The 23,827-nt window shown below is 61.4% G+C and carries 18 protein-coding genes and 2 pseudogenes; 5 read left to right on the top strand and 15 right to left on the bottom strand.

What is annotated here, in order from left to right; translation table 11 throughout:
* Positions 1-6: 6 nt before the first annotated feature.
* A complete protein-coding gene (gene ppx / locus BKP54_RS05320) occupies positions 7-1,530 on the top strand; it encodes an exopolyphosphatase (protein WP_025426499.1) in 1,524 nt (507 codons plus the stop codon).
* 59 nt (positions 1,531-1,589) lie between these two features.
* Here ppx and BKP54_RS05315 read toward each other — a convergent pair whose 3' ends face one another.
* From BKP54_RS05315 to BKP54_RS36390, 3 genes and pseudogenes are all read right to left on the bottom strand, one after another.
* Positions 1,590-2,948: an esterase-like activity of phytase family protein gene (locus tag BKP54_RS05315; RefSeq protein ID WP_025426500.1), complete on the bottom strand. Its 1,359-nt coding sequence runs from the start codon at positions 2,946-2,948 to the stop codon at positions 1,590-1,592.
* A 206-nt stretch (positions 2,949-3,154) separates the two neighbouring features.
* Positions 3,155-3,520 carry an AraC family transcriptional regulator gene (locus BKP54_RS36395; protein WP_244497544.1) on the bottom strand — a complete coding sequence of 122 codons (366 nt, stop codon included), beginning with the start codon at positions 3,518-3,520 and terminating at the stop codon, positions 3,155-3,157.
* A 74-nt stretch (positions 3,521-3,594) separates the two neighbouring features.
* Positions 3,595-4,050: pseudogene (locus BKP54_RS36390) on the bottom strand (AraC family ligand binding domain-containing protein); the annotation flags it as partial.
* On the opposite strand from BKP54_RS36390, the gene BKP54_RS05305 reads away from it, so the two are divergent.
* A complete protein-coding gene (locus tag BKP54_RS05305; RefSeq protein ID WP_057211443.1) occupies positions 4,049-4,456 on the top strand; it encodes a DUF2000 family protein in 408 nt (135 codons plus the stop codon). The pseudogene BKP54_RS36390 and the gene BKP54_RS05305 sit on opposite strands and share 2 nt — an antisense overlap.
* Positions 4,457-4,459: 3 nt before the next feature.
* On the opposite strand, the gene BKP54_RS05300 is transcribed toward BKP54_RS05305, so the two are convergent.
* The 4 genes and pseudogenes from BKP54_RS05300 to BKP54_RS05285 form a co-directional block, all read right to left on the bottom strand.
* A complete protein-coding gene (locus tag BKP54_RS05300) occupies positions 4,460-5,506 on the bottom strand; it encodes an adenylate/guanylate cyclase domain-containing protein (protein ID WP_025426502.1) in 1,047 nt (348 codons plus the stop codon).
* A gap of 172 nt (positions 5,507-5,678) precedes the next feature.
* Positions 5,679-6,830: a ribonuclease D gene (rnd, locus tag BKP54_RS05295; RefSeq protein ID WP_038575996.1), complete on the bottom strand. Its 1,152-nt coding sequence runs from the start codon at positions 6,828-6,830 to the stop codon at positions 5,679-5,681.
* Positions 6,831-6,908: 78 nt separating this feature from the next.
* Positions 6,909-8,308 (bottom strand): annotated as a pseudogene (locus BKP54_RS05290) (multicopper oxidase family protein).
* 103 nt (positions 8,309-8,411) lie between these two features.
* Positions 8,412-9,650, bottom strand: a complete 1,239-nt coding sequence (locus BKP54_RS05285) for an MFS transporter (protein WP_057226524.1) — start codon at positions 9,648-9,650, stop codon at positions 8,412-8,414.
* A gap of 316 nt (positions 9,651-9,966) precedes the next feature.
* Here BKP54_RS05285 and aspS point away from each other — a divergent pair, with 316 nt between their 5' ends.
* The gene (gene aspS / locus BKP54_RS05280; protein ID WP_057212547.1) at positions 9,967-11,754 is read left to right on the top strand and encodes an aspartate--tRNA ligase; all 1,788 of its coding nucleotides are present in this window, start codon (positions 9,967-9,969) and stop codon (positions 11,752-11,754) included.
* 186 nt (positions 11,755-11,940) lie between these two features.
* On the opposite strand, the gene groL is transcribed toward aspS, so the two are convergent.
* The 5 genes from groL to BKP54_RS05255 all read right to left on the bottom strand — a co-directional run bounded on the left by groL (position 11,941) and on the right by BKP54_RS05255 (position 18,222).
* On the bottom strand, positions 11,941-13,569 hold the full coding sequence (groL, locus tag BKP54_RS05275) for a chaperonin GroEL (protein WP_057211442.1): 1,629 nt from the start codon (positions 13,567-13,569) through the stop codon (positions 11,941-11,943).
* Between the two features lie 115 nt (positions 13,570-13,684).
* On the bottom strand, positions 13,685-13,903 hold the full coding sequence (locus BKP54_RS05270; protein WP_025426507.1) for a hypothetical protein: 219 nt from the start codon (positions 13,901-13,903) through the stop codon (positions 13,685-13,687).
* 171 nt (positions 13,904-14,074) lie between these two features.
* Positions 14,075-15,082 (bottom strand): hypothetical protein, encoded by a 1,008-nt coding sequence (locus BKP54_RS05265; protein ID WP_084814301.1) that lies wholly within the window; start codon positions 15,080-15,082, stop codon positions 14,075-14,077.
* Positions 15,072-16,502, bottom strand: coding sequence for a cytochrome P450 (locus BKP54_RS05260; protein WP_025426509.1), 1,431 nt, complete (start codon positions 16,500-16,502; stop codon positions 15,072-15,074). Before BKP54_RS05260 ends, BKP54_RS05265 begins: the two co-directional genes overlap by 11 nt.
* Positions 16,503-17,028: 526 nt before the next feature.
* Complete coding sequence (locus BKP54_RS05255; RefSeq protein WP_057211441.1) at positions 17,029-18,222, bottom strand: hypothetical protein; 1,194 nt, start codon at positions 18,220-18,222, stop codon at positions 17,029-17,031.
* 451 nt (positions 18,223-18,673) lie between these two features.
* Here BKP54_RS05255 and parC point away from each other — a divergent pair, with 451 nt between their 5' ends.
* Both parC and BKP54_RS05245 read left to right on the top strand, forming a co-directional pair.
* Positions 18,674-20,950, top strand: a complete 2,277-nt coding sequence (gene parC / locus BKP54_RS05250) for a DNA topoisomerase IV subunit A (RefSeq protein WP_025426511.1) — start codon at positions 18,674-18,676, stop codon at positions 20,948-20,950.
* A 136-nt stretch (positions 20,951-21,086) separates the two neighbouring features.
* Positions 21,087-21,425: a helix-turn-helix domain-containing protein gene (locus tag BKP54_RS05245; RefSeq protein ID WP_025426512.1), complete on the top strand. Its 339-nt coding sequence runs from the start codon at positions 21,087-21,089 to the stop codon at positions 21,423-21,425.
* Between the two features lie 50 nt (positions 21,426-21,475).
* On the opposite strand, the gene BKP54_RS05240 is transcribed toward BKP54_RS05245, so the two are convergent.
* The 3 genes from BKP54_RS05240 to BKP54_RS05230 form a co-directional block, all read right to left on the bottom strand.
* Positions 21,476-22,372 carry a DMT family transporter gene (locus BKP54_RS05240; RefSeq protein ID WP_025426513.1) on the bottom strand — a complete coding sequence of 299 codons (897 nt, stop codon included), beginning with the start codon at positions 22,370-22,372 and terminating at the stop codon, positions 21,476-21,478.
* 3 nt (positions 22,373-22,375) lie between these two features.
* Positions 22,376-23,164, bottom strand: coding sequence for an arginyltransferase (locus BKP54_RS05235; RefSeq protein WP_025426514.1), 789 nt, complete (start codon positions 23,162-23,164; stop codon positions 22,376-22,378).
* Between the two features lie 134 nt (positions 23,165-23,298).
* Entirely contained in the window at positions 23,299-23,763 is a 465-nt protein-coding gene (locus BKP54_RS05230; RefSeq protein ID WP_025426515.1) for an RDD family protein, read from the bottom strand.
* Positions 23,764-23,827 lie beyond the last annotated feature (64 nt).

Genomic DNA, 23,827 nt, shown 5'->3' with positions numbered 1-23,827 from the left:
AATTGCATGGTCGAATCTGAAGCGCAGGGGCGTCTGCCCGGCATCCGCCCGGTTTCCGTTGTGGATATCGGCTCCAACTCCATTCGCCTTGTCGTCTACGAAGGCCTGAGCCGCGCTCCGGCCATGCTGTTCAACGAGAAGGTCATGTGCGGTCTGGGCAAGGGCATCGATGCCACCGGACGCATGGACGAGGAGAGCGTCGAGCGCGCTCTCCGGGCGCTGCATCGCTTTCATGCGCTGTCGCAGCAGGCGCGTGCGACCTCCATGTATGTTCTGGCCACCGCAGCCGCTCGCGAGGCGAGCAACGGACCTGCCTTCATCGAGAAGGCCGAGGCGATCCTCGGCCACAAGGTGCGCATCCTCACCGGCGAAGAGGAAGCCTATTTCTCCGCCATGGGCATCGTCAGCGGCTATCACGACCCTGATGGAGTGGTCGGTGACCTTGGCGGTGGCTCGCTGGAACTTGTCGAGGTCAGCGGCACAAAGATCGGCAAGGGCATCACCCTGCCGCTCGGGGGTATCCGCCTCTTCGAGCATAGCGGCGGCTCGCTGCCGAAGGCTCGCACCTGGGTGCGCAAATTCATGAAAAGCTCGCCGGTGCTGAAGACCGGCACCGGCCGCACCTTTTATGCCGTCGGCGGCACCTGGCGCTCGATCGCCAAGCTGCACATGGAAATCCGAAACTATCCGCTGCATATGATGCAAGGCTACGAGATCTCCTACGACGAGGCGATGGCGCTGCTGCCGGAGGTGATCGAGCCGAGGAACATCAAGCCATCGGCCTATGCGACGATCTCCAAAAGCCGCCGCAGCCTGCTTCCCTTTGGCGCGATCGCGATGCAGGAAGCACTGTCGATCATGAAGCCGGAGCGGATTTCGTTCTCGGCGCTCGGCGTGCGCGAAGGCTATCTCTTCTCTCTGCTGAACGAGAGCGAGCGTGCGCAGGATCCGCTGCTGACCGCCGCCGGCGAAATCGCCATCCTGCGGGCGCGTTCCCCCGAGCATGCCCGCGAACTTGCCGACTGGACCGGCCGCATGGTGCCGTTCTTCGGCGTCGAGGAAACCGAAGAGGAAAGCCGCTATCGCCAGGCTGCCTGCCTGCTCGCCGATATCAGCTGGCGCGCCCATCCGGACTATCGCGGTCTGCAGGCGCTGAACATCATCGCCCACTCGACCTTCTCCGGCATCACCCATGCGGGGCGGGCCTATATCGCGCTCGCCAACTACTATCGCTTCGAAGGCCTGAACGACGATGGCGCGACCGGCGCACTGACCGGCATTACCACGCCGCGACTGCTGGAACTGGCGAAACTGCTCGGCGGCCTGCTGCGCGTCGCCTATCTGTTCTCGGCGTCGATGCCGGGCGTGGCGAGGAATCTGACCTTCCGCAAATCGTCCCTGCCGGATGTCGATCTGGAGATCGTCGTGCCTGCGGCCTATTCGGAATTTGCCGGCGAGCGCCTCGACGGACGGCTGCAGCAGCTCGGCAAGCTGACCGGCAGAAGATTGGCGTTCCAGTTCGAGAGCTGAACGCACTCAGATCTTTGACGAAGGGGCGCGCGGACGCAAATCCGCGCGCCCTTTTTTGATTATTCGGCTTTCAAGAATTCGCCGACTTCGAGCAGAACGAACTCGTTGTCGTCGGCCTTATCAAGCGCCCGGCCGGCCGAGAACGGCAGGTTGTTGTCATTGCCGACGATGATGTGCGTGTCATCGACGCGATCGACGTTTTCGATCGTCACGAACGGCATGTCGTAATAGCCGTCACCACCGCCCTGGCGCTTCTTGTTGTCGGGGTCGGCGATCTTCAGGAGGTCGATGTAACCGATCTTGCGGACGGCCTTGCCGACATTGCTGTCATCGAAGGCAATCTTGTAGACACGTTTCACCTTCGAGCCGACGGCAAAGCAATCCGGCTTCGGATCCTTCGGATCGGCGCAGGCCTTGTCGAGCGTGCCCGCGCCGTTGTCGCGTTCGATCACCAGTGCCGTCTTGTCGTCGAGCATGTTGAAGTCGCCGATTGCCTCGCCGCCTTCGGCCAGCGGATAGAGCCAGCTGCGGCCCGTCCAGGCCTTGGCTGCGACATCGAGTTCGATGACGCGTAGTGTCGGACGGCCATCGGCCTGTTCCACGGTTTCGCTGTCGGTCCAGATCGGCCCTTCGAGCAGACCGTAGAGCTTGGAGCCGTCCTTCGACAGTGCCATGCCTTCATAGCCGCCGGAGCGCTTCAGGTTGAAGGCGGGTGTCTTCTTCGACGGATCGCCCTGCAGTGTCAGGGTCGGATTGTCGGGCGACATAACCGGCTTGCCGTCAACTGTTGTCGCGATGACGTCGGTCAGCTTGCCGTCGACATCGAATTTCAGGATATAGGGACCGAATTCTTCCCCGACCCAGAAGCCGTCGGCGACCGGCTGGATCGACTCAACGTCGAAGTCAGCGCCGGTCAGGTAGCGCTTGTCGGAACCTTCCATGACGATCGGGAAGGGGGCCTTGCGGTCCGGGTCGGTGAGGAACAGTGTTTTCAGCGCCTCGACCTTGCCGGCGTCCCAGTCCATCTTCACGTGGTGCAGCATCAGCATGGCATCGGTTGAGTTCAGCTTGTTGCCGAAGCCGTTGTCGGAAAGGCTCCAGAAGGTGCCGTCTTCCATGGCCCTGATGCCGGAGAAGCCCTGCATCGGCTGGCCGTTGAACGGCAGTGAAAGGCCGGTCGGGCGCACGCCATCCTTGCCGGGCACGGTGCCGAGCGCGTCAGCGCGCTTGCGGTCCGCCGTGGTGAATTTGCCCGATGTCTTCAGGTATTCCGGTGCGTCGGACGGTGCTGCCAGGATCGTGTTTGCCGGTAGGATCGCATGTGCCTTCAGGGTTGCGGGAAAGGCCTTTTCCTCGGCCAGGACGGTCGTCGTCATCAAAAGTGTGAGCGCCGCAGCGGCGAGAAGCGTTTTGGTCATGAAAGTCACCGTGGGTTGGATGCCAAAGTACGGGAACCCGATAGGCGGCTTTGATGACGGTTGGGTGATGCTTGGCTTACAGGCTGGTGAAGCTTTGATGACAGACGAAAGGCGCTGCGCCCGAGGGGAGAAACTCGCCGAGTTCGAATTGTTGCGCGTGACCGGACACTGGTTCCGGGCCGCAACGACCCAGCGGCGCCGGTGCTTCAGCCGGCGAGCGCCAGGCTCGCCCAGCGCCCGGGCGTTACACCGTAGGCACGTTTGAAATGGCGGGTGAAATGGGCCTGGTCGGCAAAGCCGGTTTCGAGCGCGGCACCTGCCAGGCTGTGACCGGCGGCAATCATCCGGCGCGCCTGCTCCAGCCGCCGCATCAGAAGGTAGCGGTGCGGGCTGGTGCCGAGAACCTTGCGGAACTGGCGGGCGAGGGTGAAGCGATCAAGGCCGCTGACGGCCTCGAGTTCCTGCGAGTCGACCGGGCGATCGAGGTTGGCTTTGAGATAGTCCGTCGCCTCGAAACCGCCCGCTTGGCCGACCTGCCGGCAGCCTTGCTTGTCGTGCCGGCATGGCGGCACAAGCCTTCTGCAATGCGTGTAAGAATGTCGTCGAGCGCGAGTTCGTCAATACCGCCGTCGAGATCCATGACGGCCTCGCCGATCGCCTGGCGCAGGGCCACGTCACCAACAACCGGGGCGGCTATGATGGGCAAGGCGCCGCCACTGTCGCCAAGCGCCGCGATCAATCGCTCCGGCTGCAGATACATCATCCTGTAGCGAAGCGTCGCTTCCGTGCCCGCGCCGCCATCGTGCAGTTCGTCGGGGTGAATGATGATGATGCTTCCAGGCGTGCTGTAGCGGCTCTCGCCACGATACTGGAAGGTCTGGATGCCGCCAAGCGTCACGCCAAGCGCATAGGTGTCGTGGCGATGCGGCTCGAAGACCTTGCCGTGCAGCCGGGCCTCGATGCGCTCTATGCCGTCCACCGGTGCCGCGACGCGGATGCCATCGCCCGGCGATCCGCACAATCGTTCAAGATTGATCGCTGCGTCCTCGGTTAAGGCCTCCTTGGGCACGCCCTGATGTCCTGAAATGGAGATACCCGTCATGTTCGACACCAAGTTTGCGATCGTTTTGCGCGACGATCTGGCCACCTGGCAGAAGCTGAACGTCACCGCGTTTCTGGCAACCGGCATCGCCGGGCAGAAACCGGCGATTATCGGCGAACCCTATCGCGACGGCGCCGGCCACATCTACAACGCTCTGAGCGTTCAGCCGATCATCGTGTTATCGGCAGATGGTGCGACGCTTGGCAATATTCAACGCCGTGCGATCGAAAGGGAAATACAAACCTCTGTTTATGTCGATGCGATGTTTTCGACCGGCCACGACAGTGCCAACCGCGCGGTCTTCGCCGAAACGCGACCCGACGGCGCGAAGGTCGCCGGCATCGCCATTCATGCCGACAAGAAGCTGGTCGACAAGATCACCAAGGGTGCAAAACTGCACGGTTGACGGCTAATTGACAGCCACTGGCGGTGCAGGCGTGCCCCCGGCCCGAAGCGCCAGGACGCCGAGCTTCTGCCCGCGTCCCTTCACGGCGTGCTCGCCAAGATCTTCCACGCGGACATAGTGCGGCAGCCGCATCTTGCGGGCGAGGTCGGTGGAAATCAGCACCTGATGGTTCAGTGACTTGCACAGGCCTTCGAGGCGAGCGGTGGTGTTCACCGTGTCGCCGAAATAGGTGATCTTGTGTTTGTCGACGCCAATTTCCGCGGCGACGATGGTGCCGCCATGAAGCGCTGCCCGTAGGCGCGGAACCTCGCCGAACTCCTTGCGCCAACGGTGGGCGCCGGCTTCGATCTCTTCGAGAATGTCGAAAACGCAGTGCACGCAGGCGGCGTTTTTGACAGCACGGTCGAAGGGCCAGGTAATCACGGCCGCGTCGCCGACATAGTCGTCGATCGCGCCGCGATAGCGCAGTACGGGGTCGGCAAGTGTTGCAAACAGCTTGCTGAGATATTCCTGCATCCTGAGATCGCCGTATCGCTCGGCATAGGCGGTGGAGCCGGCAAGATCGATGAAGAGGAAGACGCGCTCCTCCTGCATCGGCTTGCGATAGCGCCCGGTCAAAAGGCTCAGAAACACGTCACGGCCCAACAGTTCGCGCACGCGAAGCGCGAAAACGATCGAGCCCGAGACCGCCAGGGCGAACAGAAGCGCCGTGCTTGAGGGGACGACCGCGTCCTTCCAATCCGCGTCTATTTGCCCGCTCATCTGCATCAGGAAGCCGGCGACGCCGTAGCCCAGCTCGATAAACACCAGATAGACGGCGATCGAAGCGAGGAAGAAAGCGGGCGTCGAATAGGAATGGATCTTGCGGTTGAGACGCCGGAGAATGATGCGCCGTTCAAAGGCGAGGATCGGGACGCAGACGCACAATGCGTACGTGGCGCCGATCAATCCGCCGCCACCGTCGAAGGCGATCGTCGCATAGATGGCGCCGGCGCTACTGACGATCAACAGCAGCAAAATTCCCTCGAACATGGAGAAACGCCAGCGCATGCGGAAGAGCCTCGAACCCGGACAACGAAGAAAAAACGCGTCGGACACCCTGGTTGTCGCGTCACGCGTCAGCGCTCTGATGTCTGCTCGACGCGATTGCGAATCAGTCCCGCTGCAGGGCCTTGGCTAGAGCCGGATTCGGGCGGAAAGTTGTTGTCCGCCCGTCCGTTTTTCAGTCACCGATTTCCATCGCTTCGATCTTCTTGTCGACGAAGCGCAGAGCCACTTCACCATTGATCAATTTCAGTGCCGTATCGCCGAACAGCTCGCGCCGCCACCCCTTGAGCGCGCCGACATCGGCGTTCTCGCCCTCGGCGGCGATCTTGTCGAGATCCTCGCTGTTGGCGATGATCTTGGCAGCCACGCCCTGCTTCTCGGCGATCAGCTTCAACAGCACCTTCAGCATTTCGGTGGCGGCGGCTGCGCCTTCAGGTGTATGGCTCTGCCGCGGCAGCCGTGGCAGGTCGGTCTTGGGGATGGCGAGCGCTTCGTTGACCGCCTCGATCAGCGCAGCCCCGGCGCTCGATCGTTCCCAGCCCTTCGGAATGGTTCGCAGCCGCGCCAGCGCCTCGGTGTCCTTCGGCTGCTGCTGCGCGACTTCATAGATCGCATCGTCCTTGATGATACGCCCGCGCGGAACGTTGCGGTTGCGTGCCTCGCGTTCACGCCAGGCTGCGACCTTCTGCAGCACGGCAAGCTCGATCGGCTTCTTGACGCGCATTTTCAGGCGCTGCCAGGCATCGTCCGGGTGCAGGTCGTAGGTATCGCGGGCTTCGAGGATCGCCATTTCCTCGGAAAGCCATAGCGAGCGGCTTTCGCGCTCGAGCTGCGCATTCAGGTACTGATAGATGTCGCGCAGATGCGTGACATCGGCCAGCGCGTAATCGAGCTGTTTCTCGGTCAGCGGCCGCCGGCTCCAATCGGTGAAGCGCGAGGACTTGTCGATCTGCTCGCCCTTGATGCGGTTGACGAGCTGGTCATAGGAGACGCTGTCGCCGAAGCCGCAGACCATGGCCGCAACCTGGGTGTCGAAGATCGGATGCGGAATCAGATTGCCGAGATGGAAAATGATCTCGATATCCTGGCGCGCGGCATGGAAGACCTTGATCACGTCGGGGTTGGCCATCAACGCGAAGAACGGCGTGAGATCGATGCCCTTGGCCATCGGGTCGACGATGACGGCCATATCCGGGTTTGCCATCTGGATCAGGCAAAGCTCTGGCCAGAAGGTGGTCTCACGCAGGAATTCCGTGTCTATCGTAATATAACTTGAGCGGGCCAGCTGCTGGCAGGCGGCCTCTAGATCTGCGGTTGTTTCAATCATCGGATTTAAATCACTGTGGCAAAAATGCGGCTAGGTTTTTCGTGTAGCCCTTCATGCCATCCGTCACAATCGAAAATCTCAAACCACCTTGAAATAACCGGTCATGCCGGTCTTCTGGTGCTCGATGATGTGGCAATGGAACACCCAATCGCCAAGATTGTCGGCGACGAGCGCGATTTCCGCCTGTTCGTCGGGCAAAAGCAGGATGGTGTCCGTCGGTGGTGGCAGGAAGGTCCGCTTGTTCGAATTGAGAATTCGGAAGCTCATGCCATGCAGGTGGATCGGATGGGCATGCGGCGTCCGATTGGCGATCTGCAGGACATAGCTCTTGCCGAGCTTCATCTCCTCGATCGGCGCGATCGGATCGGGCGTGTCGCCCGGCCACGGTACCTTGTTGATTGCCCAGAAGGTGTAGCCGAGCGAGCCGCAGATCGACGGCGTCGCCTTGTGTTCTGCCGTGGCCGTCAGATCGATCGGAACGCGAGTGGCAACCGACAGGTCCGCCTCGGCGATCGGATTGGCGGGAAGGGCAGCCACATCGCGGATATCGCGCTTCAAGGATTGGCCCGTTGCGCGGAAATTGGCGATCGTCCAGGGATGCGAGCCACGCAGATTGCCGAGCTTCACCGTCGCACCTTCGTTGTCGGGCATCCTGACGACGAGGTCGATGCGCTGGCCCGGGCGACGTCGTAGCGGTCGAGCGGGAAGGGCTTGTCGACCGGATTTGCATCTAGCGCGACGACCATGGCCTCCGCCCCCTCCAGGCCGACCGTATATATCCGCGTGACATCCGTCGCCGCGATACGGACCCGCACGAGGCCGCCGGCCGGCGCGTCGTAGCTCGGCTCCTGCTGCCAGTTTGCGGTGCGAACCGTGCCGTAGGTGCCGCCGCGCGCAGCGTCCCTCGGTTTGAACGGGTCGATGAAAACGCCGCCTTTGCCGAGCCGCCAGTCGCGCAGGTTCAAGACGATCTCGGCGTCGAATACTGGATCATCCGGGTTCTCGACGACGATGACGCCGGTCAGCCCGCTTCCCATCTGCGTCAGCGTATTGCAGTGGGGGTGATACCAGAAGGTGCCGGCATCCGGCGGCGTGAAGATGTAGTCGAAGGGATCGCCCGGATAGACATAGGGCTGGGTCATCTCGGGCACGCCGTCCATGGCATTGGGTATGCGAAGTCCGTGCCAGTGGACAGTCGTCGGTTCGTCGAGCTTGTTGATCAGTCTTGCGGCATAGGGCTCGCCCATGCGCATCCGCAAGACAGGCGGCATGCCGTTAGTGGTCGCATCGCCCAGCCCGTAGGTCATCACCTTGGGTGTCACGCCATCTGAGGCGATCTGTGCCTGCGTCAGCTGTGCCGTCAGGACCTGCGGATCCGGTGCCGCACCGGCGCGTGCCGCCATGCCGGCTCCGAATGCGAAGGCGCCTCCCAAAGCGGCAGAGCCCTGGAGGAACGTACGGCGGCTGATCAGGGACATTTTGGCAATCTCGGCAACTGGATAGGACGACCGCTCGGTTTTTAAACCTGATCGCCGCAATCAGCAATTCTTTGCCGCAGGCACATCTTGCCGCAGGTTGGTATCAGTCGTCTTTGCGGGCGTGGTTGCCGCCGGCGAGCTTGTTGAAGAACGATGAGGTCCGCAGCAGGTTGCGGAAAGGCATGACGCGCGCTTCCGCGGGAACGCCGCTGCGCGCTGTCATGCGCCTGACCGTGTAGAGCATGAAGAGGAAGAGGATCGCGGCGGTATAGATGAACAGCGCCTGCGGACCGAAAATTTCGAGCAGGAAAGAGGCAAACAGCGGGCCGATGATGGCGCCGAGCGACCAGAAGAACAGCATGCCCGCCGATACCAGCGCATGCTGACCTTCCGCCGCATGGTCGTTGGCATGGGCCGAACAGAGCGAATAGAGCGGCATGGCGAAGGCGCCGAAGAGGAAGATACCGGCGAAATTGAGCCACTCATCATTGCCGGCGCCAAACGCAAGGAAAAGTCCGGCGAGCAATGATCCGAGGGTGGCGATCAGGATGATCAGGCGCCGATCGATCTGGTCCGAGTAATGGCCGAGCGGATATTGCAGCACCACGCCGCCGATGATGCCGGCGCTCATGAAAGTGGCGATTGCCGTCACCGAGAGGCCGATCCCCTGCGCGTAGATGGGGCCTAGCGAGCGGAAGGCGGCGTTGGTGAGGCCGACGACGATGCAGCCGACGGTCGCGAGCGGCGAGATGTTCCAGAGCGCCTTGACGTCGAAGCGGTTCGCTTCCGGCGCCACCGGGCTCGACCGGTCGGCAAAGGAAATCGGCACGAGCGACAAAGTCAATGCCATCGAGATGATCGCGAAGAGTTCGAAGCCGCCGATACCGACGCCGGGAATGATATATTGGGCCGCGGTGACCGAGCCGAGATCGACCAGACGATAGACGGAAAGCGTGCGCGCGCGGTTAGTATTGGTGACGCTGGCATTCAGCCAGCTTTCGACGGTCGCAAAAAGACAGGCGAAAGCGATACCGGCGACGAGCCGCATCAGGAACCACATGAACGGATTGATGATCAGCACCATGGCGATCGCCGCCGCCGACGCGATCGCTGCCATCGCCGAGAACGTGCGGATATGGCCGATCGAGCGCAGGATGCGCGTGACATAGACGCAGCCGAGCGCGAAGCCGATGTTGTAGCCGGCGCCGATGACACCGATCAGCGAGGTCGAAAAGCCTTCTTCCAGCGCCCGCAGCGAAATGAAGGTGCCTTGTAGTCCGTTGCCACCGATGAGGATGCCTGCGGTGACGAGAAGCGGAATGAGCGGACGAATTTGCGACATGGGGCAGGCGACTTCCGAATGGTGCTCGCGAGTCGGATAAGGCGGACCCATTATGTGTAGCGGCGCATTCCCGTGGCGCACAGTCGCGAATTGTGACGATATCCGTTCTTTTCGCGCCGTTTGGGCGAATGCACTTGTCTCAAGCCCATGAATAGGGTCGAACTTGTCCCGGTTGAGCGGCGCTTCCCTCGGGGAGCGCGGAGGTCTCGGCTTGACAAAGCCGGCGCATCATGCGCTTTTCCGCCCGATTTTGATCATGTTGCCGCGCGCCGTTCCGGCGAGCCTGCGCGGCGCTTTGCAATTCCGGGATAACACCATGCACCGCTACCGCAGCCACACCTGTGCCGCCCTCCGCAAGTCGGATGTCGGCTCCACCGTTCGCCTTTCCGGCTGGGTCCACCGCGTCCGCGACCATGGCGGCCTGCTCTTCATCGACCTGCGCGATCATTACGGCATCACCCAGGTCGTCGCCGATCCCGATAGCCCTGCCTTCAAGGCCGCCGAGACCGTCCGCGGCGAATGGGTTGTCCGTATTGATGGCCTCGTCAAGGCCCGTATGGACGACACCGTCAACAAGGGCATGCCAACAGGTGAAATCGAGCTCTACGCCCAGGAGATCGAGGTTCTCTCGGCCGCCAAGGAACTGCCGCTGCCGGTGTTCGGCGAGCCGGACTATCCGGAAGACGTGCGCCTGAAGTACCGCTTCCTCGACCTGCGCCGCGACACGCTGCACAAGAACATCGTCAAGCGCACCCAGATCATCTCGTCGATGCGCCGCCACATGGGCGACGTCGGCTTCACCGAATACACGACCCCGATCCTGACGGCGTCGTCGCCGGAAGGCGCACGCGACTTCCTCGTGCCGTCGCGCATCCATCCCGGCAGCTTCTACGCGCTGCCGCAGGCGCCGCAGCAGTACAAGCAGCTGCTGATGGTCGCCGGTTTCGACCGCTACTTCCAGATCGCGCCGTGCTTCCGCGATGAAGACCCGCGCGCCGACCGCCTGCCGGGCGAATTCTACCAGCTCGACCTCGAAATGAGCTTCGTCGAGCAGGAAGACGTCTGGACGACGATGGAGCCGGTGATCCGCGACATCTTCGTCGAGTTTGCCGACGGCAAGCCGGTGACGGAAAAGTTCCCGCGCATTCCTTACGACACGGCGATCCGCAAATACGGTTCCGACAAGCCGGACCTGCGCAACCCGATCGAGATGCAGGCCGTTACCGAGCACTTTGCCGGTTCAGGCTTCAAGGTCTTCGCCAACATGATCGCCTCGAACCCGAAGGTCGAAGTCTGGGCCATCCCGGCCAAGACCGGTGGTTCGCGCGCGTTTTGCGACCGCATGAACGCCTGGGCCCAGAGCCAGGGCCAGCCGGGTCTCGGCTACATCTTCTGGCGCAAGGAAGGCGAGAAGCTCGAAGGCGCCGGTCCGCTTGCCAAGAACATCGGCGAGGAGCGCACCGATGCGATCCGCACCCAACTCGGCCTCGATGATGGCGATGCCTGCTTCTTCGTCGCCGGCGACCCGTCGAAATTCTACAAGTTTGCAGGCGAAGCCCGCACGCGGGCAGGCGAGGAACTGAACCTCGTAGACCGTGACCGCTTTGAATTCTGCTGGATCGTCGACTTTCCGTTCTACGAATGGCTGGAAGACGAAAAGAAGATCGACTTCGCCCACAACCCCTTCTCGATGCCGCAGGGTGGCCTCGAGGCGCTGAACAGCGAAGATCCGCTGTCGCTCAAGGCCTACCAGTACGACATGGTCTGCAACGGCTTCGAGATCGCGTCCGGCTCGATCCGTAACCAGCTGCCGGAAGTCATGGTCAAGGCGTTCGAGCTGACCGGCAAGTCGCAGCAGGAAGTGGAAGAGCAGTTCGGTGGTCTCTACCGAGCGTTCCAGTACGGCGCGCCTCCGCATGGTGGCATGGCCTTCGGCATCGACCGCGTCGTCATGCTGCTGGTCGGCGCCAAGAACCTGCGCGAGATCTCGATCTTCCCGATGAACCAGCAGGCTGTCGATCTGCTGATGGGCGCGCCGTCCGAGGCGACATCAGCCCAACTGCGCGAACTGGCGCTTCGCCCGATCCCGCAGAAGAAGGACTAAGGTCCGAAGCGATCAAAGAAGCAACGGACCCGGCAGCGCTCGCTGCCGGGTTTTTTCATTTCGGCAATCCAAGGGCTTACGGCTGGGCATAGAGCGCGTCGCGAACGCCCCGGGTGAACTCGGTGCCGTCCGATTCCTCGGTCTGACCCACGCCAACTCGCAGCCGATGGCGCTAGCCCGTTGATCCTAGAAATCCATTCCGGGTCCGCCCGGCAGTTGCGCGGCGCCATCCTTTTTCGGCTTTTCGGCGATCATCGCCTCGGTTGTGACCAGGAGCCCGGCGACTGACGCTGCGTCCTGCAGAGCGGCGCGCACGACCTTGGCCGGATCGATGACGCCCATTTTGAACAGATCGCCGTATTCGCCGGTCTGAGCATTCCAGCCGTAAGCGAAATCGGTTTTCTCACGCAGCTTGCCGACGATGATAGAGCCTTCGGCGCCGGCATTCTCGGCAATCTGGCGCACGGGCGTCTCGATTGCACGCCTGACGATCTCGACGCCGACGCGCTGTTCCGCATTGGCAGTCTTGATATTGTCGAGCGCGTTGACGACCCGAAGCAGGGCGACGCCGCCGCCCGGCAAGATGCCTTCCTCGACGGCCGCGCGCGTCGCATGCAGCGCGTCATCGACACGGTCCTTCTTTTCCTTCACTTCGACCTCGGTCGAGCCGCCGACGCGGATCACGGCAACACCGCCCGAGAGCTTAGCAAGCCGTTCCTGCAGCTTCTCCCGGTCGTAGTCGGAGGTACTCTCCTCGATCTGCGCCTTGAGCTGGCTGATGCGGCCACCGATGTCGGCCTTGGTGCCGGCGCCATCGACGATGGTGGTGTTTTCCTTCTCGATCATCACGCGTTTGGCGCGGCCGAGCGTTTCCAGCGTGACATTCTCAAGCTTGATGCCGACGTCGTCGGAAACCACCGTCCCGCCCGTCAGCACCGCGATATCCTCAAGGATCGCCTTGCGCCGGTCGCCGAAACCCGGTGCCTTGACGGCGGCGATCTTGAGCCCGCCACGCAGCTTGTTGACGACCAGCGTCGCCAATGCCTCGCCTTCGACGTCTTCGGCGATAATGAGCAGCGGGCGGCTCGCCTGGATGACCGATTCGAGGATCGGGATCATCGCCTGCAGGTTGGAGAGCTTCTTTTCGTGGATGAGGATGTAGGGATCTTCGAACTCGACCCGCATCTTCTCCTGGTCGGTGATGAAGTAGGGCGAAAGGTAGCCCCGGTCGAATTGCATGCCCTCTACGACTTCGAGTTCGATCTCGGCGGTCTTGGCTTCCTCAACGGTGATCACGCCTTCGTTGCCGACTTTGGCCATCGCCTCGGCGAGATATCGGCCGATCTCCGTATCGCCGTTGGCGGAGATGGTGCCGACCTGGGCGATCTCCTCATTATTGGCGATCTTGCGGGCGCGGACCTTAAGTTCGGCGACGATGGCGTCGACGGCGAGATCTATGCCGCGCTTGAGGTCCATGGGGTTCATGCCGGAGGCAATCGCCTTGACGCCTTCTTTCACGATCGCCTGCGCGAGCACGGTTGCCGTCGTTGTCCCATCGCCGGCAACATCGCTGGTGCGTGACGCCACCATGCGCAGCATTTGCGCGCCCATGTTCTCGAACTTGTCTTCGAGCTCGATCTCCTTGGCGACGGACACGCCGTCCTTGGTGATGCGCGGGGCGCCAAAGGACTTTTCGATGACGACATTTCGTCCCTTTGGCCCGAGCGTCACTTTCACGGCATTGGCAAGAATATCGACACCGCGCAGCATGCGATCGCGGGCATCGCTACTGAACTTGACTTCCTTGGCTGTCATAGTCGGCCTCCCTCAACACGAAACTCGCAGTCACGTGGCCAGCCATCACGAGATGGCTCCTGACGTCTTGGTCATTACATCTGCCTCGTCGGGCGTCTCCTCAGCGCCCCAAAGTTCATTCCTCGCCGTCATCCGGCGTCAGGATGTCGATCAAAGCCGCAACGCGCCCGGCCGGCAGATGTCGTCCTTCGCCGATCAGCGCTTCGTCGTTGTTGACCCAGGCGATCGCTTCGGCGAGTTCGGCCGCACTGGCCCCGGTAGCCAGCAGCTCTGCCATCAGCGTTTCGTCGACCGGGCCAAGAATGGCGGTGATATCCGCGTGTTTCAGTCCCATGGCGTTCTCCTTCCGTGTGATCGGTCAGGAATGCGGGATGGAGTCTTGTCTTCAGACAGATGTAGATAGGCGACTGCTCGCGGGCATCAAGCAGATACGATCATAACATGGAACGCACGCGCGCGAAAAAGCCCGGCGGAAGTCGCTATACTTGCCATGGCCCGGTTCGGGTCACTCCGGTCGGAGCGAATTGTCGAGAAAGTACCACTGGTCGAGATTTGCCCGGATAACCGGCTCGATGGCGTTGTTCAGCATCAGGATATCGTCAAGCTGGCGTGCCCCGGGGCGCTCTTCGGGCGGGAGCCGGATAGGCGCCAGCGCGCGGCATTCGAAGCGGAAACCCTCGGTGCGCAGATTGTACCACGGGCAAATGGTGGCGCCGGTCATGCGTGCCAGACGAATGGCAATGGCAAAGTTTCCTTCGAGATGCGGCTTGCGGTCGAAGAATGGTCCGCGAATGAAGCCGCCAAAACCTTCGTCGCAGAACGTGCTGACGACGCCGCCATTCTTCAGGATCTTGATCGCCGGCCGAATGCCCTCGGCGCCCGGCGGCAGGAACCGCAAGCCCGCCTTGCTGCGGACGCGCTCGGCGATCCAGGCTTTGGCGCGGCCCTTGGGCGGGAGGTAGAAGGCATGGGGGTGGACATTGATGCTCTGCAGTACAGTCGGACCAACTTCCCAGTTGCCAAGATGCATACCGACGATGATGACCGGGCCGGCCTTGGCCGCTTCGCCGATAATGTCGAGGCCGTGCAATGTCAGGCGGTCACGGTTGTTTTGCAACCGGTTCACGACGGAGAATTCGGTCATCAGCCGACCCTGTGCCCGGCAGTTCTCGCGAAAGAGCGCCGCCTGCTCGGCCTCGTTGAGATCGGGTCGCAGTGCGCGGATCGTTTCTTGCGCACGCCGTGATGCCACCTTGTGGAAACGCGGCACGGCAAACAGACCAAGGGCTGCACCAAGGTTGGAGCAGGCGTCCATCGGCAGGGGTTTCATCCCGAAATGCCCGGAGAGGTGCGCGAGGTTCCAGAGATTGTCCGTCACCCAATAGCGCCAGAAGGCGCGGAAGCCTTCGCGGCCGGAAAGGGCATCCACAAAGGAGGGCCGCCCTTCGCTGGCGAATGTCCACGCCTTTCGCTTGGCGATTCTTTCGGCCTGGCTCGGCTCTTCAGTGGTCATGGGATGCTTTCTGCCGTCGATGAAGGGTCACCGGAAGCCCGCCCTTTGGCCGCAGCGTCAGGCGGCAGATGGGCTCGACCTTGTGGCCGTCGACGACGGTCACCCGGAACTGCTGTGCAATGATCGCCAGGCACAGGATTGCTTCGGTCAGGCCGAAATGCAAGCCCGGGCACACGCGTGGTCCGCTTGCAAACGGAATGTAACTATAGGGCGTCGGGCGACGTCCGCCCATGAAGCGGTCCGGGCGGAAATGGTGCGGGTCCTCAAACAGGCTTTCCGTTCGGTGGAGAAGCCACGGGACGATCAGAACGAGCGATCCGCGTTCAGCGGCGATATCGCCGATCATTTCGGCTTGGCGCGTTTGGCGCGCGAGAATGGGGACGGGCGGATAGAGGCGAAGGGTCTCTTCAATGATGGCCTTGCACCATTCGAGTTGCGGTACGTCGTCGATCGTCGGAACGCGATCGCCGCAGACACGGCCAATCTCTTCATGGAGCGCCTTTTCCACCCATTTGGCGCGAGACAGCAGATACCAGGCCCAGGTCAGCGTGGCGGCTGTCGTTTCATGGCCCGCCATGAAGATGGTCGCCGCTTCGTTGCGCAGGGCAACCAGGTCGAGTTTCAACTCCGGGTTTCGTTGTTGTCGACGGATCAGCAGCTCAACCATCGAATTGTGATCGCCGCGACCTTCCAGGTGATCCTCGACCACCTTGTCGATGATCTGATGGATACGCTTGACCGAGCGGCGAAGCGTCGGCGTTCGCAAGATCGGTAGCCCGTCGTCGAAACCGAGGAAGTAGCCGAGGTTGATCGAATCGACCAGCGATTGGTAGCTCGTGAAGCTGTCGGTGACCGCCGCAGCACTGTCGTCGCCGAGCTGGTTTCCAAAAACGCTGCGGGCAATGATTTCGGCGGTCAGTCCAGCCATTTCGTGCAGGGCGTTGACTTGCGTGCCGTCCGGCATCCCGTTCCAGCGCTCGACCAATTCGGTGGTCGTGCGCTCCATCACCGGACCGAAGGCCGGCACTCTTTTGGCATGCACGATGTCGGCGACCAGGGGACGCCGCTGTTTCCAGGTTTCGCCGTCCGAGATGAAGAGGCCGTCGCCCAAAAGGAACTCGAGCGCCCGGCGCATCTGCGGGCTCTTGCGCTCGAAGTTCTCATGACGCTTGACGACGACCTGACGGATGAGGTCGGGCGAGTTGACCAGAATGACCTGCCGGCCGATCAGCCGGATCTGGGAAACCTTCTCGGTAAAGTCGTTGTTTCGCCAGATGGATAGGAAATCTGTTCTCGCCTGAAGCAGAAGTCTGAGGGGCTTGCCTGGTGGGCCTGCATAATATTCGGCGCGCGCAGGCTCAAATTTTTCTTCCGACAGCTCTTCCCTGAACTTTACCGGTTGATGGAACCACCCAGCCATTGACGTCCGATCTGTCGAAAAAAGAGAGATGATTACTTCTGCGTTCGGCGTTCAGTTCAGCTGGTTGTTCGCAAGAAAACGGCTCTCCAAACAGGAAATCCGCCGCTTGTATTCTTAGCTGTTCTTCCTTGGATCGAAGTCGTCAGCGTGGATTTGTTTGGCTGTCGGTATCGGTATGCGGTCGAAAAAGTCGCGCAGAAAGAGGTGTCAGGCAAAGCGCCATTCAGGTCTTACGCTTGCAAGTCATGCTGAAAAAAGATGCAGTCGCCCGCGAGAGGCGCGCCAGTAATAGTGGCTGCGCGGACATGGGGAAGCAAGGCAGGCGAAATAAAACGGCGCACGGAAATGCGGGTTTTCAACCGAAAAGCGCGGGGCAACAGCTATTCCAGTACGCGCCGGCCGGCTTGATCGTCCGTTTAACCGGCAGCGCCGGCACCGGGCGCCGATGCTAAAACGCCGGCGACTTCGATGACAACAGTGTCTTGCGAAGTCGCCGGCGGCGATTGTCAGACTATGACTTTAGCGATCAATCGTTCGCCGTCACCTTGACGCCCAGCACCGAAGGGATGGTGTTCGGCGCGCCCATTGCCGCACCCATGATCATGGGGAACGGCACCGGCTTTTCCGGTGCGGCGCTGATCGTCAGGCTCTTCGGGCCGTCGAGATAGGTGTTGACCGCGGACGATACCTGATTCTGCAGTTCCGGCACGTTGAGCTGCGCCATCATCAATGGAACGAGGCCCTTCAGCGATTGGGCCAGCTGATCGCCGGTAACGCCCTGCTGCGAACCCGCATAGTCGAGCGCCTTCTTGGTGATGGAGGCGTCGTCGAAGCGGACCTCGGCGCTGTTGAAGGTCAACTGCTGCATCAGCCCCATCATAGCAAGGCCCATGGCCTGATTGGCCTCTTCCTTGTTCGGGTTGGCTTCTGCGGTCTTCATGGCTTCCTGGAGCGACTTCATGAAGGCAAGCGTGTAGCCCGAGATGTCGACGGCGAGGTTCAGCCGCCCGACATTCTTGAAGTCGAAGGCATATTCTTCCAGCGCGACGTTGCCGCTTTCGATTTCCCAGCTGCCCTTCATGGTCACGGCGCCATCAAGCTTGGTCAGGCCGAGCTTCTCGATGGCGTCCTTGGTCTTGGGGTCTTCGACTTCGGAAAGGTCGGCCTTGAGGCCGGCAGCCGTTGCGTCGAAGTCAAAGCCGGCATCGTTTTCCTGGCGGGCGAGGTTTGCTTCGCTGCTTTCGAGCGAGAAAACTTCCTTGCCTTTGGCGCTGACCGTGATCGGGCCGGTGCTGGCGCTCTCGTAGAGCAGGATATCGTTGATCGTGCCGCCGGCCGGGTTGGCGGGGATCGACAGACCCGAAACGAGAATATCCTTGACGGCGAAGCTGCCCGCGTCCTGCGTGACATTGACGTCGGGGAAGGAGACGGTCTCGGCATAGTAGCCGCCGCCTTCGGTTTCTTCGACGCCTTCAAAAGTGATGTCGCCGATCTTCAGCGCGTCGCCGGGCTGGCCCGCGAGTTTGACCTGGACGCCCGAGGCCGTGACGGTGTCGCCGCTGACTTCGGCCTTGTCGAAGGTGAGCGTGGTGCCGTTCGAGTTCGTCGCCGCATCGAGCTTCTTCATCATGTCCGCACCATCAAGCGCGAAGGCCGGGCCGGTCAGGGTCAGGAGTGCGGCGCTGGCCATCATCAGGCGGATCTTGCGCGTATGCATCATTGTGGAGTTCCTTCGTGAAAATATTTGATTGTTTAGCTGTGTTGAAGAAGCGGTGTCGCTAATCTGGTTCATATCGGCAAGCTGCGTCAACTGAGGTGGACAGCCGTGTCGGCCGACGAAATATGCCGTGCCTATGGCTCCATCTCCCCTCAGTTCGCGTCCCGCAATGTCCCCCTCGCAAATCATCCAAATCAACAGCAGCCGAACCTAATACGAAACAGGGCGAAATTATATTCGCTTGATGAAATCACACAGCTTCCGCGCCCGGATGCTTTCCAGGGCGTTACTGGTGGCGATCGCTCATCCATGGCATAACCGTCTAAGCGTTGCATGAACATTGCAGCGCCCGGTCTGCGCCGTTCAATAGCGCGCCGGCGGCGACTTGTGGTTCTCCACAGCGCGATCCCCTGAAATCCTTGATGTTCCGGGTTTGTTGCGCTAGCAAGAACATATGGGACAAAGCCTTACTCCCCCGTCTGGCGGGGATGATCATATTCAGCCGGTTGACCTGAAGGCGGCGCTGGAAGAGCGTTACCTCGCCTATGCCTTGTCGACCATCATGCATCGCGCGCTTCCTGATGTCCGCGACGGCTTGAAGCCGGTGCATCGACGCATCGTTCATGCCATGAGCGAGATGGGGCTCAGGCCGAACACCTCGTTCAAGAAATGCGCCCGCATCGTCGGCGACGTCATGGGTAAGTTCCACCCCCATGGCGACGCCTCGATCTACGACGCACTGGTGCGCCTGTCCCAGGAATTCGCGATCCGGTATCCGCTGGTGGACGGGCAGGGCAACTTCGGCAATATCGACGGCGATAACGCCGCTGCCATGCGTTACACCGAAGCGAAGATGACCGACGTCGCCTCGCTTCTGCTTGAGGGCATCGATCAGGACGCGGTGGATTTTCGTCCCACCTACAACGAGGAAGACCAGGAGCCGGCGGTGCTTCCCGGCGCCTTCCCGAACCTGCTTGCCAATGGTGCGACCGGCATTGCCGTCGGCATGGCGACATCGATCCCGCCGCACAACGCCCATGAACTGTGCGACGCAGCGCTGCATCTGATCCGCCATCCCGAGGCGACCGTCGAGGATCTGCTCTACGATCCTGCCAATCCGCAGCGGGGCGGGATCGAAGGGCCGGATTTCCCGACCGGCGGCATCATCGTCGAAAGCCGTGCGAGCATGGCGGAGTCCTATCGCACCGGTCGCGGTGGCTTTCGCGTGCGGGCGCGCTGGGTTTCGGAAGAGCTCGGTCGCGGCGGCTACCAGATCGTCATCACCGAGATCCCCTATCAGGTCCAGAAGTCGCGGCTGATCGAGAAGATCGCCGAACTGCTCGTTGCGCGCAAACTGCCGCTGCTGGAGGATATCCGGGACGAATCGGCGGAAGATATCCGCATTGTGCTGGTGCCGAAGAGCCGTTCCGTCGATGCCGGCATCCTGATGGAATCGCTCTTCAAGCTGACAGAGCTTGAAAGCCGCATCCCGCTCAACATGAACGTGCTGTCGATGGGACGCGTGCCGCGCGTCATGGCGCTCAACGAAGTGTTGACGGAGTGGCTTGCTCACCGCCGCGACGTCCTGCAGCGTCGTTCGCGCCACCGCCTGGCTGCGATCGAGCGGCGCCTCGAGATTCTTGGCGGTTATCTCGTCGCCTATCTCAATATCGACGAGGTTATTCGCATCATCCGCGAGGAGGATGAGCCGAAGGCCGTGATGATGGAGCGGTTTTCGCTCACCGACCTCCAGGCCGAGTCGATCCTCAACATGCGGCTGCGCTCTTTGCGCAAGCTGGAAGAATTCGAGATTCGCACGGAGTTCGACGCGTTGTCGAACGAAAAGGCCGAGATCGAGGCGCTGCTCGCTTCCGAGGAGAAGCAGTGGCAGACTGTCGCCTGGGAAATCGGCGAGGTGAAGAAAAAGTTTGCCAAGGCGACCGAGATCGGCAAGCGGCGCAGCACCTTTGCGGATGCGCCGGACGCCGACATCGAAGCCATCCAGCAGGCGATGATCGAGAAGGAACCGATCACCGTCGTCATCTCTGAAAAGGGCTGGATCAGGGCGCTGAAGGGCCACATCTCCGATACCTCGACGTTGCAATTCAAGGAGGGGGATGCGCTCAAGGTGGCGTTCCCAGCGCAGACGACCGACAAGATCCTCGTCTTCACCACGGGCGGCAAGGTTTATACGCTCGGCGGCGACAAGCTGCCCGGCGGTCGCGGTCATGGCGAACCCTTGCGCATCATCGTCGATATGGAAAATGACCAGGACGTGCTGACGGCATTCGTGCACGACCCGGCGAGAAAGCTCATCGTGGCCTCTGTTGCCGGTAACGGCTTTGTCGTGACGGAAAGCGATATCGTCGCCAATACCCGCAAGGGCAAGCAGGTGATGAATGTCGCCAACAACGATGAGGCGAAGTTGGTTGTTTCCGTCAAGGGCGACCATGTCGCCGTTGTCGGCGAAAACCGCAAGATGCTCGTTTTCCCGCTGGCGCAGATTCCGGAAATGGCGCGGGGCAAGGGCGTCCGGCTGCAGCGCTACAAGGATGGCGGCATCTCCGATATCCGCTGCTTTGCAATCGCAGACGGCCTCGTCTGGGAAGACAGCGCCGGCCGCGTCTTCACCAAGGGCAAGGACGAACTGATTGAGTGGCTGGCCGATCGCGCCTCTGCCGGTCGCGTCGTGCCCAAGGGCTTCCCGCGCAGCGGCAAGTTCAGCGGCTGATCCATCGCTGCCTGCGCGGCTTGGCTGCGCAGGCCGATACCCATCTGCTTCTAAAGCAATCTGAAATTTAGTAGAATGCCCCGTTTTCGGCGCTTGAAAGCAACGTGCGGTCGTGGATCAATAATCGTCCAACAGGATGAAGACCATGCCAAATTCTGCTGCCCTTGACGACATTCTGCTCGCACTCGCGAATCCGGTTCGCCGGCGGATATTCGAGATATTGCTCGGCGGAGAAACGCGGGTTGTCGAGGTGGCCGCCGCCGTCGCCGTGACGCCGGATGCACTCGAGCAGCACCTGCGCATCCTTGAGGAAGCCAGCCTGGTTTCGCGTCTACCTGCCCGTGATGGCGAGGCCGTGTGCGGCAATCCCGCACCTCTTGATGTCGCTGCCGCCTGGATCGACATGAACCGTGCGCTTTGGTCGATGCACAGCCAAGTGGCGTACTCTTTGGAGGGCGGTAGAACGTCAGCCTGACGAACCTTCGCTGACAATCGTTATTTCGCCGCCTTGCGGACGGCCGCTACCTATTCGGGGCAGGGCAGAGCCGCGCGGACGGGGCGGCTGCGCATCTGCCAGAGAGAGTGGCCGATAAGCGCAAGGATAAGGACGGCGCCGCCGGCAAGCGTCTGCGTCGTCGGGCTTTCGGCGAAGACAAGCCAGACCCAGATCGGTGCCAGGATGGTTTCGAGCAGATAGAACATACCCACTTCCGGTGCCGACAGGAACCGCGGCCCTGTTGCCAGACAGAAGAAGGCAAGCGGGATCATCACCAGGCCGTTGAACAGGATGTATTGCGGAGCCGCGATCGCGAAGCCGCCGGCAGGCAAGAGCAGAAGCGCGACTGCGGCCGGAAAGATGGCGGTCACCAGCGGCACCAAAGCCATGTCGCGGCCGCTTGCCCGGCTGATGGTGATGGCGCTGGCGAGCAGGAAGGCGGAACTTGCCGCCATCGCGTCGCCGAAGATATGGCCACTTTCAAGCCCGTCCTGCACGATCAGCCCCACGCCGATCACCATGGCTGCCATCGTCACGAGCGTTGCGTTGGAAGGGCGTTCCTTCAGGAAGATCCAGGAAAGCAGTGCCGCGAACATCGACGTGAAGGCAAGAATGAAGACGACGTTTGCCGTTGACGTGTTGAAGACGGCCAGCAGGAACGTGCACGAGTTGATGCCGTAAAACAGACCGACGACCAGCCCGGTCTTGCCCGGAATGAGTGAGATCTTGCGGCGAAGCAGCCGATTGAGCACGAACCATGCCAGGAGGCCGATGAAGAAAGTCGAAAGGCTGCGCACCGCGAGCAGCGACCAGACCTCGCCGCCGGCGGATCGGATGAGCGGAATGTCGAAGGAGAGAGCAAGGCCGCCAAGGCCGGTGATCGCAAGTCCGCGCCGGTGCAGCGCGGCATCAGTGGAAGGGTTCAATTTTCAATCCGTTTCCGTCGAGGGCATTTCTGAAGGAGCGTCAGGACCATCGTAGCGCTCCCAGCCGCGCGGCATAAGATGCTCCTGCGGCAAAAATTTCGTCTTGTATCCCATCTTGCGCGACCCCTTGACCCAATAGCCGAGATAGACATGCGGGAGGCCGCGCTCCTTGGCGCGCCGGATATGATCGAGAATCATGAAGGTGCCGAGCGAGCGCTCCTCATGCGCAGGGTCGAAGAAGGAATAGACCATCGAAAGCCCGTCACCCATGCGGTCGGTCAGCGCTGTCGCGATCAGCGGTCCGCGCGCTCTCTCGCTGATGCCGTCGCCTTCGGTCCTTAAGCGATACTCGATGATCTTGGTGTGCACATGGGTGTCTTCGACCATCATCGCATAGTCGAGAACCGACATGTCGGACATGCCACCCTTCTGGTGTCGTCGGTCGAGATAGCGGCGGAAGAGGTTGTACTGTTCGCTCGACGGCTCGGCCGGATATTCCGATGAGATCACGTCGCTGTTGGTCGCGAGCACGCGGCGCATCGACCGGCTCGGCGAAAATTCGTTGGCGAGAATTCGAACGGAAATGCAGGCGCGACAGGTTTCGCAGGCGGGCCGATAGGCGATGTTCTGCGAGCGGCGGAAGCCGCCCTGGGTCAGGAGGTCGTTGAGCTCCGGTGCGCGCTCGCCCACCATGTGGGTAAACACCTTTCGCTCCATCTCATTCGGCAGATAAGGGCAGGCTGCCGGTGCAGTGAGATAGAATTGCGGAGACGGTGTGGTCTGTGTGTTCATCGAGTGCGGCGGTCACTCTTCGCGCGGTTGTTCATGACAGTAGCATGGCGGAAGAATGGAAAACGTCAACTCACACGTTTGGGGCGGTCGCCCCTTGCGCGCGGATTGTTCGTCGTCGATTGCTTCGGCAGGGTTCAGTAGGTGTCGCGACGGACCGTTACGGTGCCAATCAGCAGATCGTGCAGCAGGCGGCTGCGATCTGTAAACAGTCCGATCAGCAGAATCAGCGGCGTCAACAGCGCGTTGGCGATCCAGAAGATGACGAGATGCACGATCGCCGTCAGGAAGTCCATTGGTCGTCCGTCAGTGCGCGCAATCGCCAGTCCCATCATCCGCATGCCGGGCGATGCCTGCTCGCGGCCGCCCACGGTCACGCCGAAATAGAGCATCGCTACCAGCGCAAAAAGCACGGGATAGAGCAGGAAGCCGAGGCCGAGCGTCAGGATGCCGAGGAAGAACACAACGACGGCGGCCGGGATCCACAAGAGCGCGATGATGACATAGTCGAGAATGAAGGCGAACACCCGCCGCGACAGCACACCCTGATAGGCGCGCCAGTCATTGCTCGGCAGCCGCAGTTCTTCGTTGTGCATCGTCATCTCTATAGGCCCCGCATAGTTGTAAGCTCGATATGGGTTGGCATTGCGTGCAAAACAAGGATTG

The sequence above is a fragment of the Ensifer sp. 1H6 genome (genome assembly GCF_001976035.1).
In the GTDB taxonomy this organism is placed as follows: domain Bacteria; phylum Pseudomonadota; class Alphaproteobacteria; order Rhizobiales; family Rhizobiaceae; genus Ensifer; species Ensifer canadensis.
This window is presented reverse-complemented; position numbering and strand designations above follow the sequence as displayed.

Bases quoted from the DNA above. Each gene is read 5' to 3' on its own strand.
- BKP54_RS05230 (WP_025426515.1), bottom strand. From the start codon at position 23,763: ATGACGATGCACAACGAAGAACTGCGGCTGCCGAGCAATGACTGGCGC.
- BKP54_RS05255 (WP_057211441.1), bottom strand. From the start codon at position 18,222: ATGATGCATACGCGCAAGATCCGCCTGATGATGGCCAGCGCCGCACTC.
- BKP54_RS05270 (WP_025426507.1), bottom strand. From the start codon at position 13,903: ATGGGACTGAAACACGCGGATATCACCGCCATTCTTGGCCCGGTCGAC.
- rnd (WP_038575996.1), bottom strand. From the start codon at position 6,830: ATGATTGAAACAACCGCAGATCTAGAGGCCGCCTGCCAGCAGCTGGCC.
- aspS (WP_057212547.1), top strand. From the start codon at position 9,967: ATGCACCGCTACCGCAGCCACACCTGTGCCGCCCTCCGCAAGTCGGAT.
- groL (WP_057211442.1), bottom strand. From the start codon at position 13,569: ATGACAGCCAAGGAAGTCAAGTTCAGTAGCGATGCCCGCGATCGCATG.
- BKP54_RS05265 (WP_084814301.1), bottom strand. From the start codon at position 15,082: ATGACCACTGAAGAGCCGAGCCAGGCCGAAAGAATCGCCAAGCGAAAG.
- BKP54_RS05245 (WP_025426512.1), top strand. From the start codon at position 21,087: ATGAAGACCATGCCAAATTCTGCTGCCCTTGACGACATTCTGCTCGCA.
- BKP54_RS05305 (WP_057211443.1), top strand. From the start codon at position 4,049: ATGTTCGACACCAAGTTTGCGATCGTTTTGCGCGACGATCTGGCCACC.
- BKP54_RS05300 (WP_025426502.1), bottom strand. From the start codon at position 5,506: ATGCGCTGGCGTTTCTCCATGTTCGAGGGAATTTTGCTGCTGTTGATC.
- ppx (WP_025426499.1), top strand. From the start codon at position 7: ATGGTCGAATCTGAAGCGCAGGGGCGTCTGCCCGGCATCCGCCCGGTT.
- BKP54_RS05235 (WP_025426514.1), bottom strand. From the start codon at position 23,164: ATGAACACACAGACCACACCGTCTCCGCAATTCTATCTCACTGCACCG.
- parC (WP_025426511.1), top strand. From the start codon at position 18,674: ATGGGACAAAGCCTTACTCCCCCGTCTGGCGGGGATGATCATATTCAG.
- BKP54_RS05260 (WP_025426509.1), bottom strand. From the start codon at position 16,502: ATGGCTGGGTGGTTCCATCAACCGGTAAAGTTCAGGGAAGAGCTGTCG.
- BKP54_RS05315 (WP_025426500.1), bottom strand. From the start codon at position 2,948: ATGACCAAAACGCTTCTCGCCGCTGCGGCGCTCACACTTTTGATGACG.
- BKP54_RS05285 (WP_057226524.1), bottom strand. From the start codon at position 9,650: ATGTCGCAAATTCGTCCGCTCATTCCGCTTCTCGTCACCGCAGGCATC.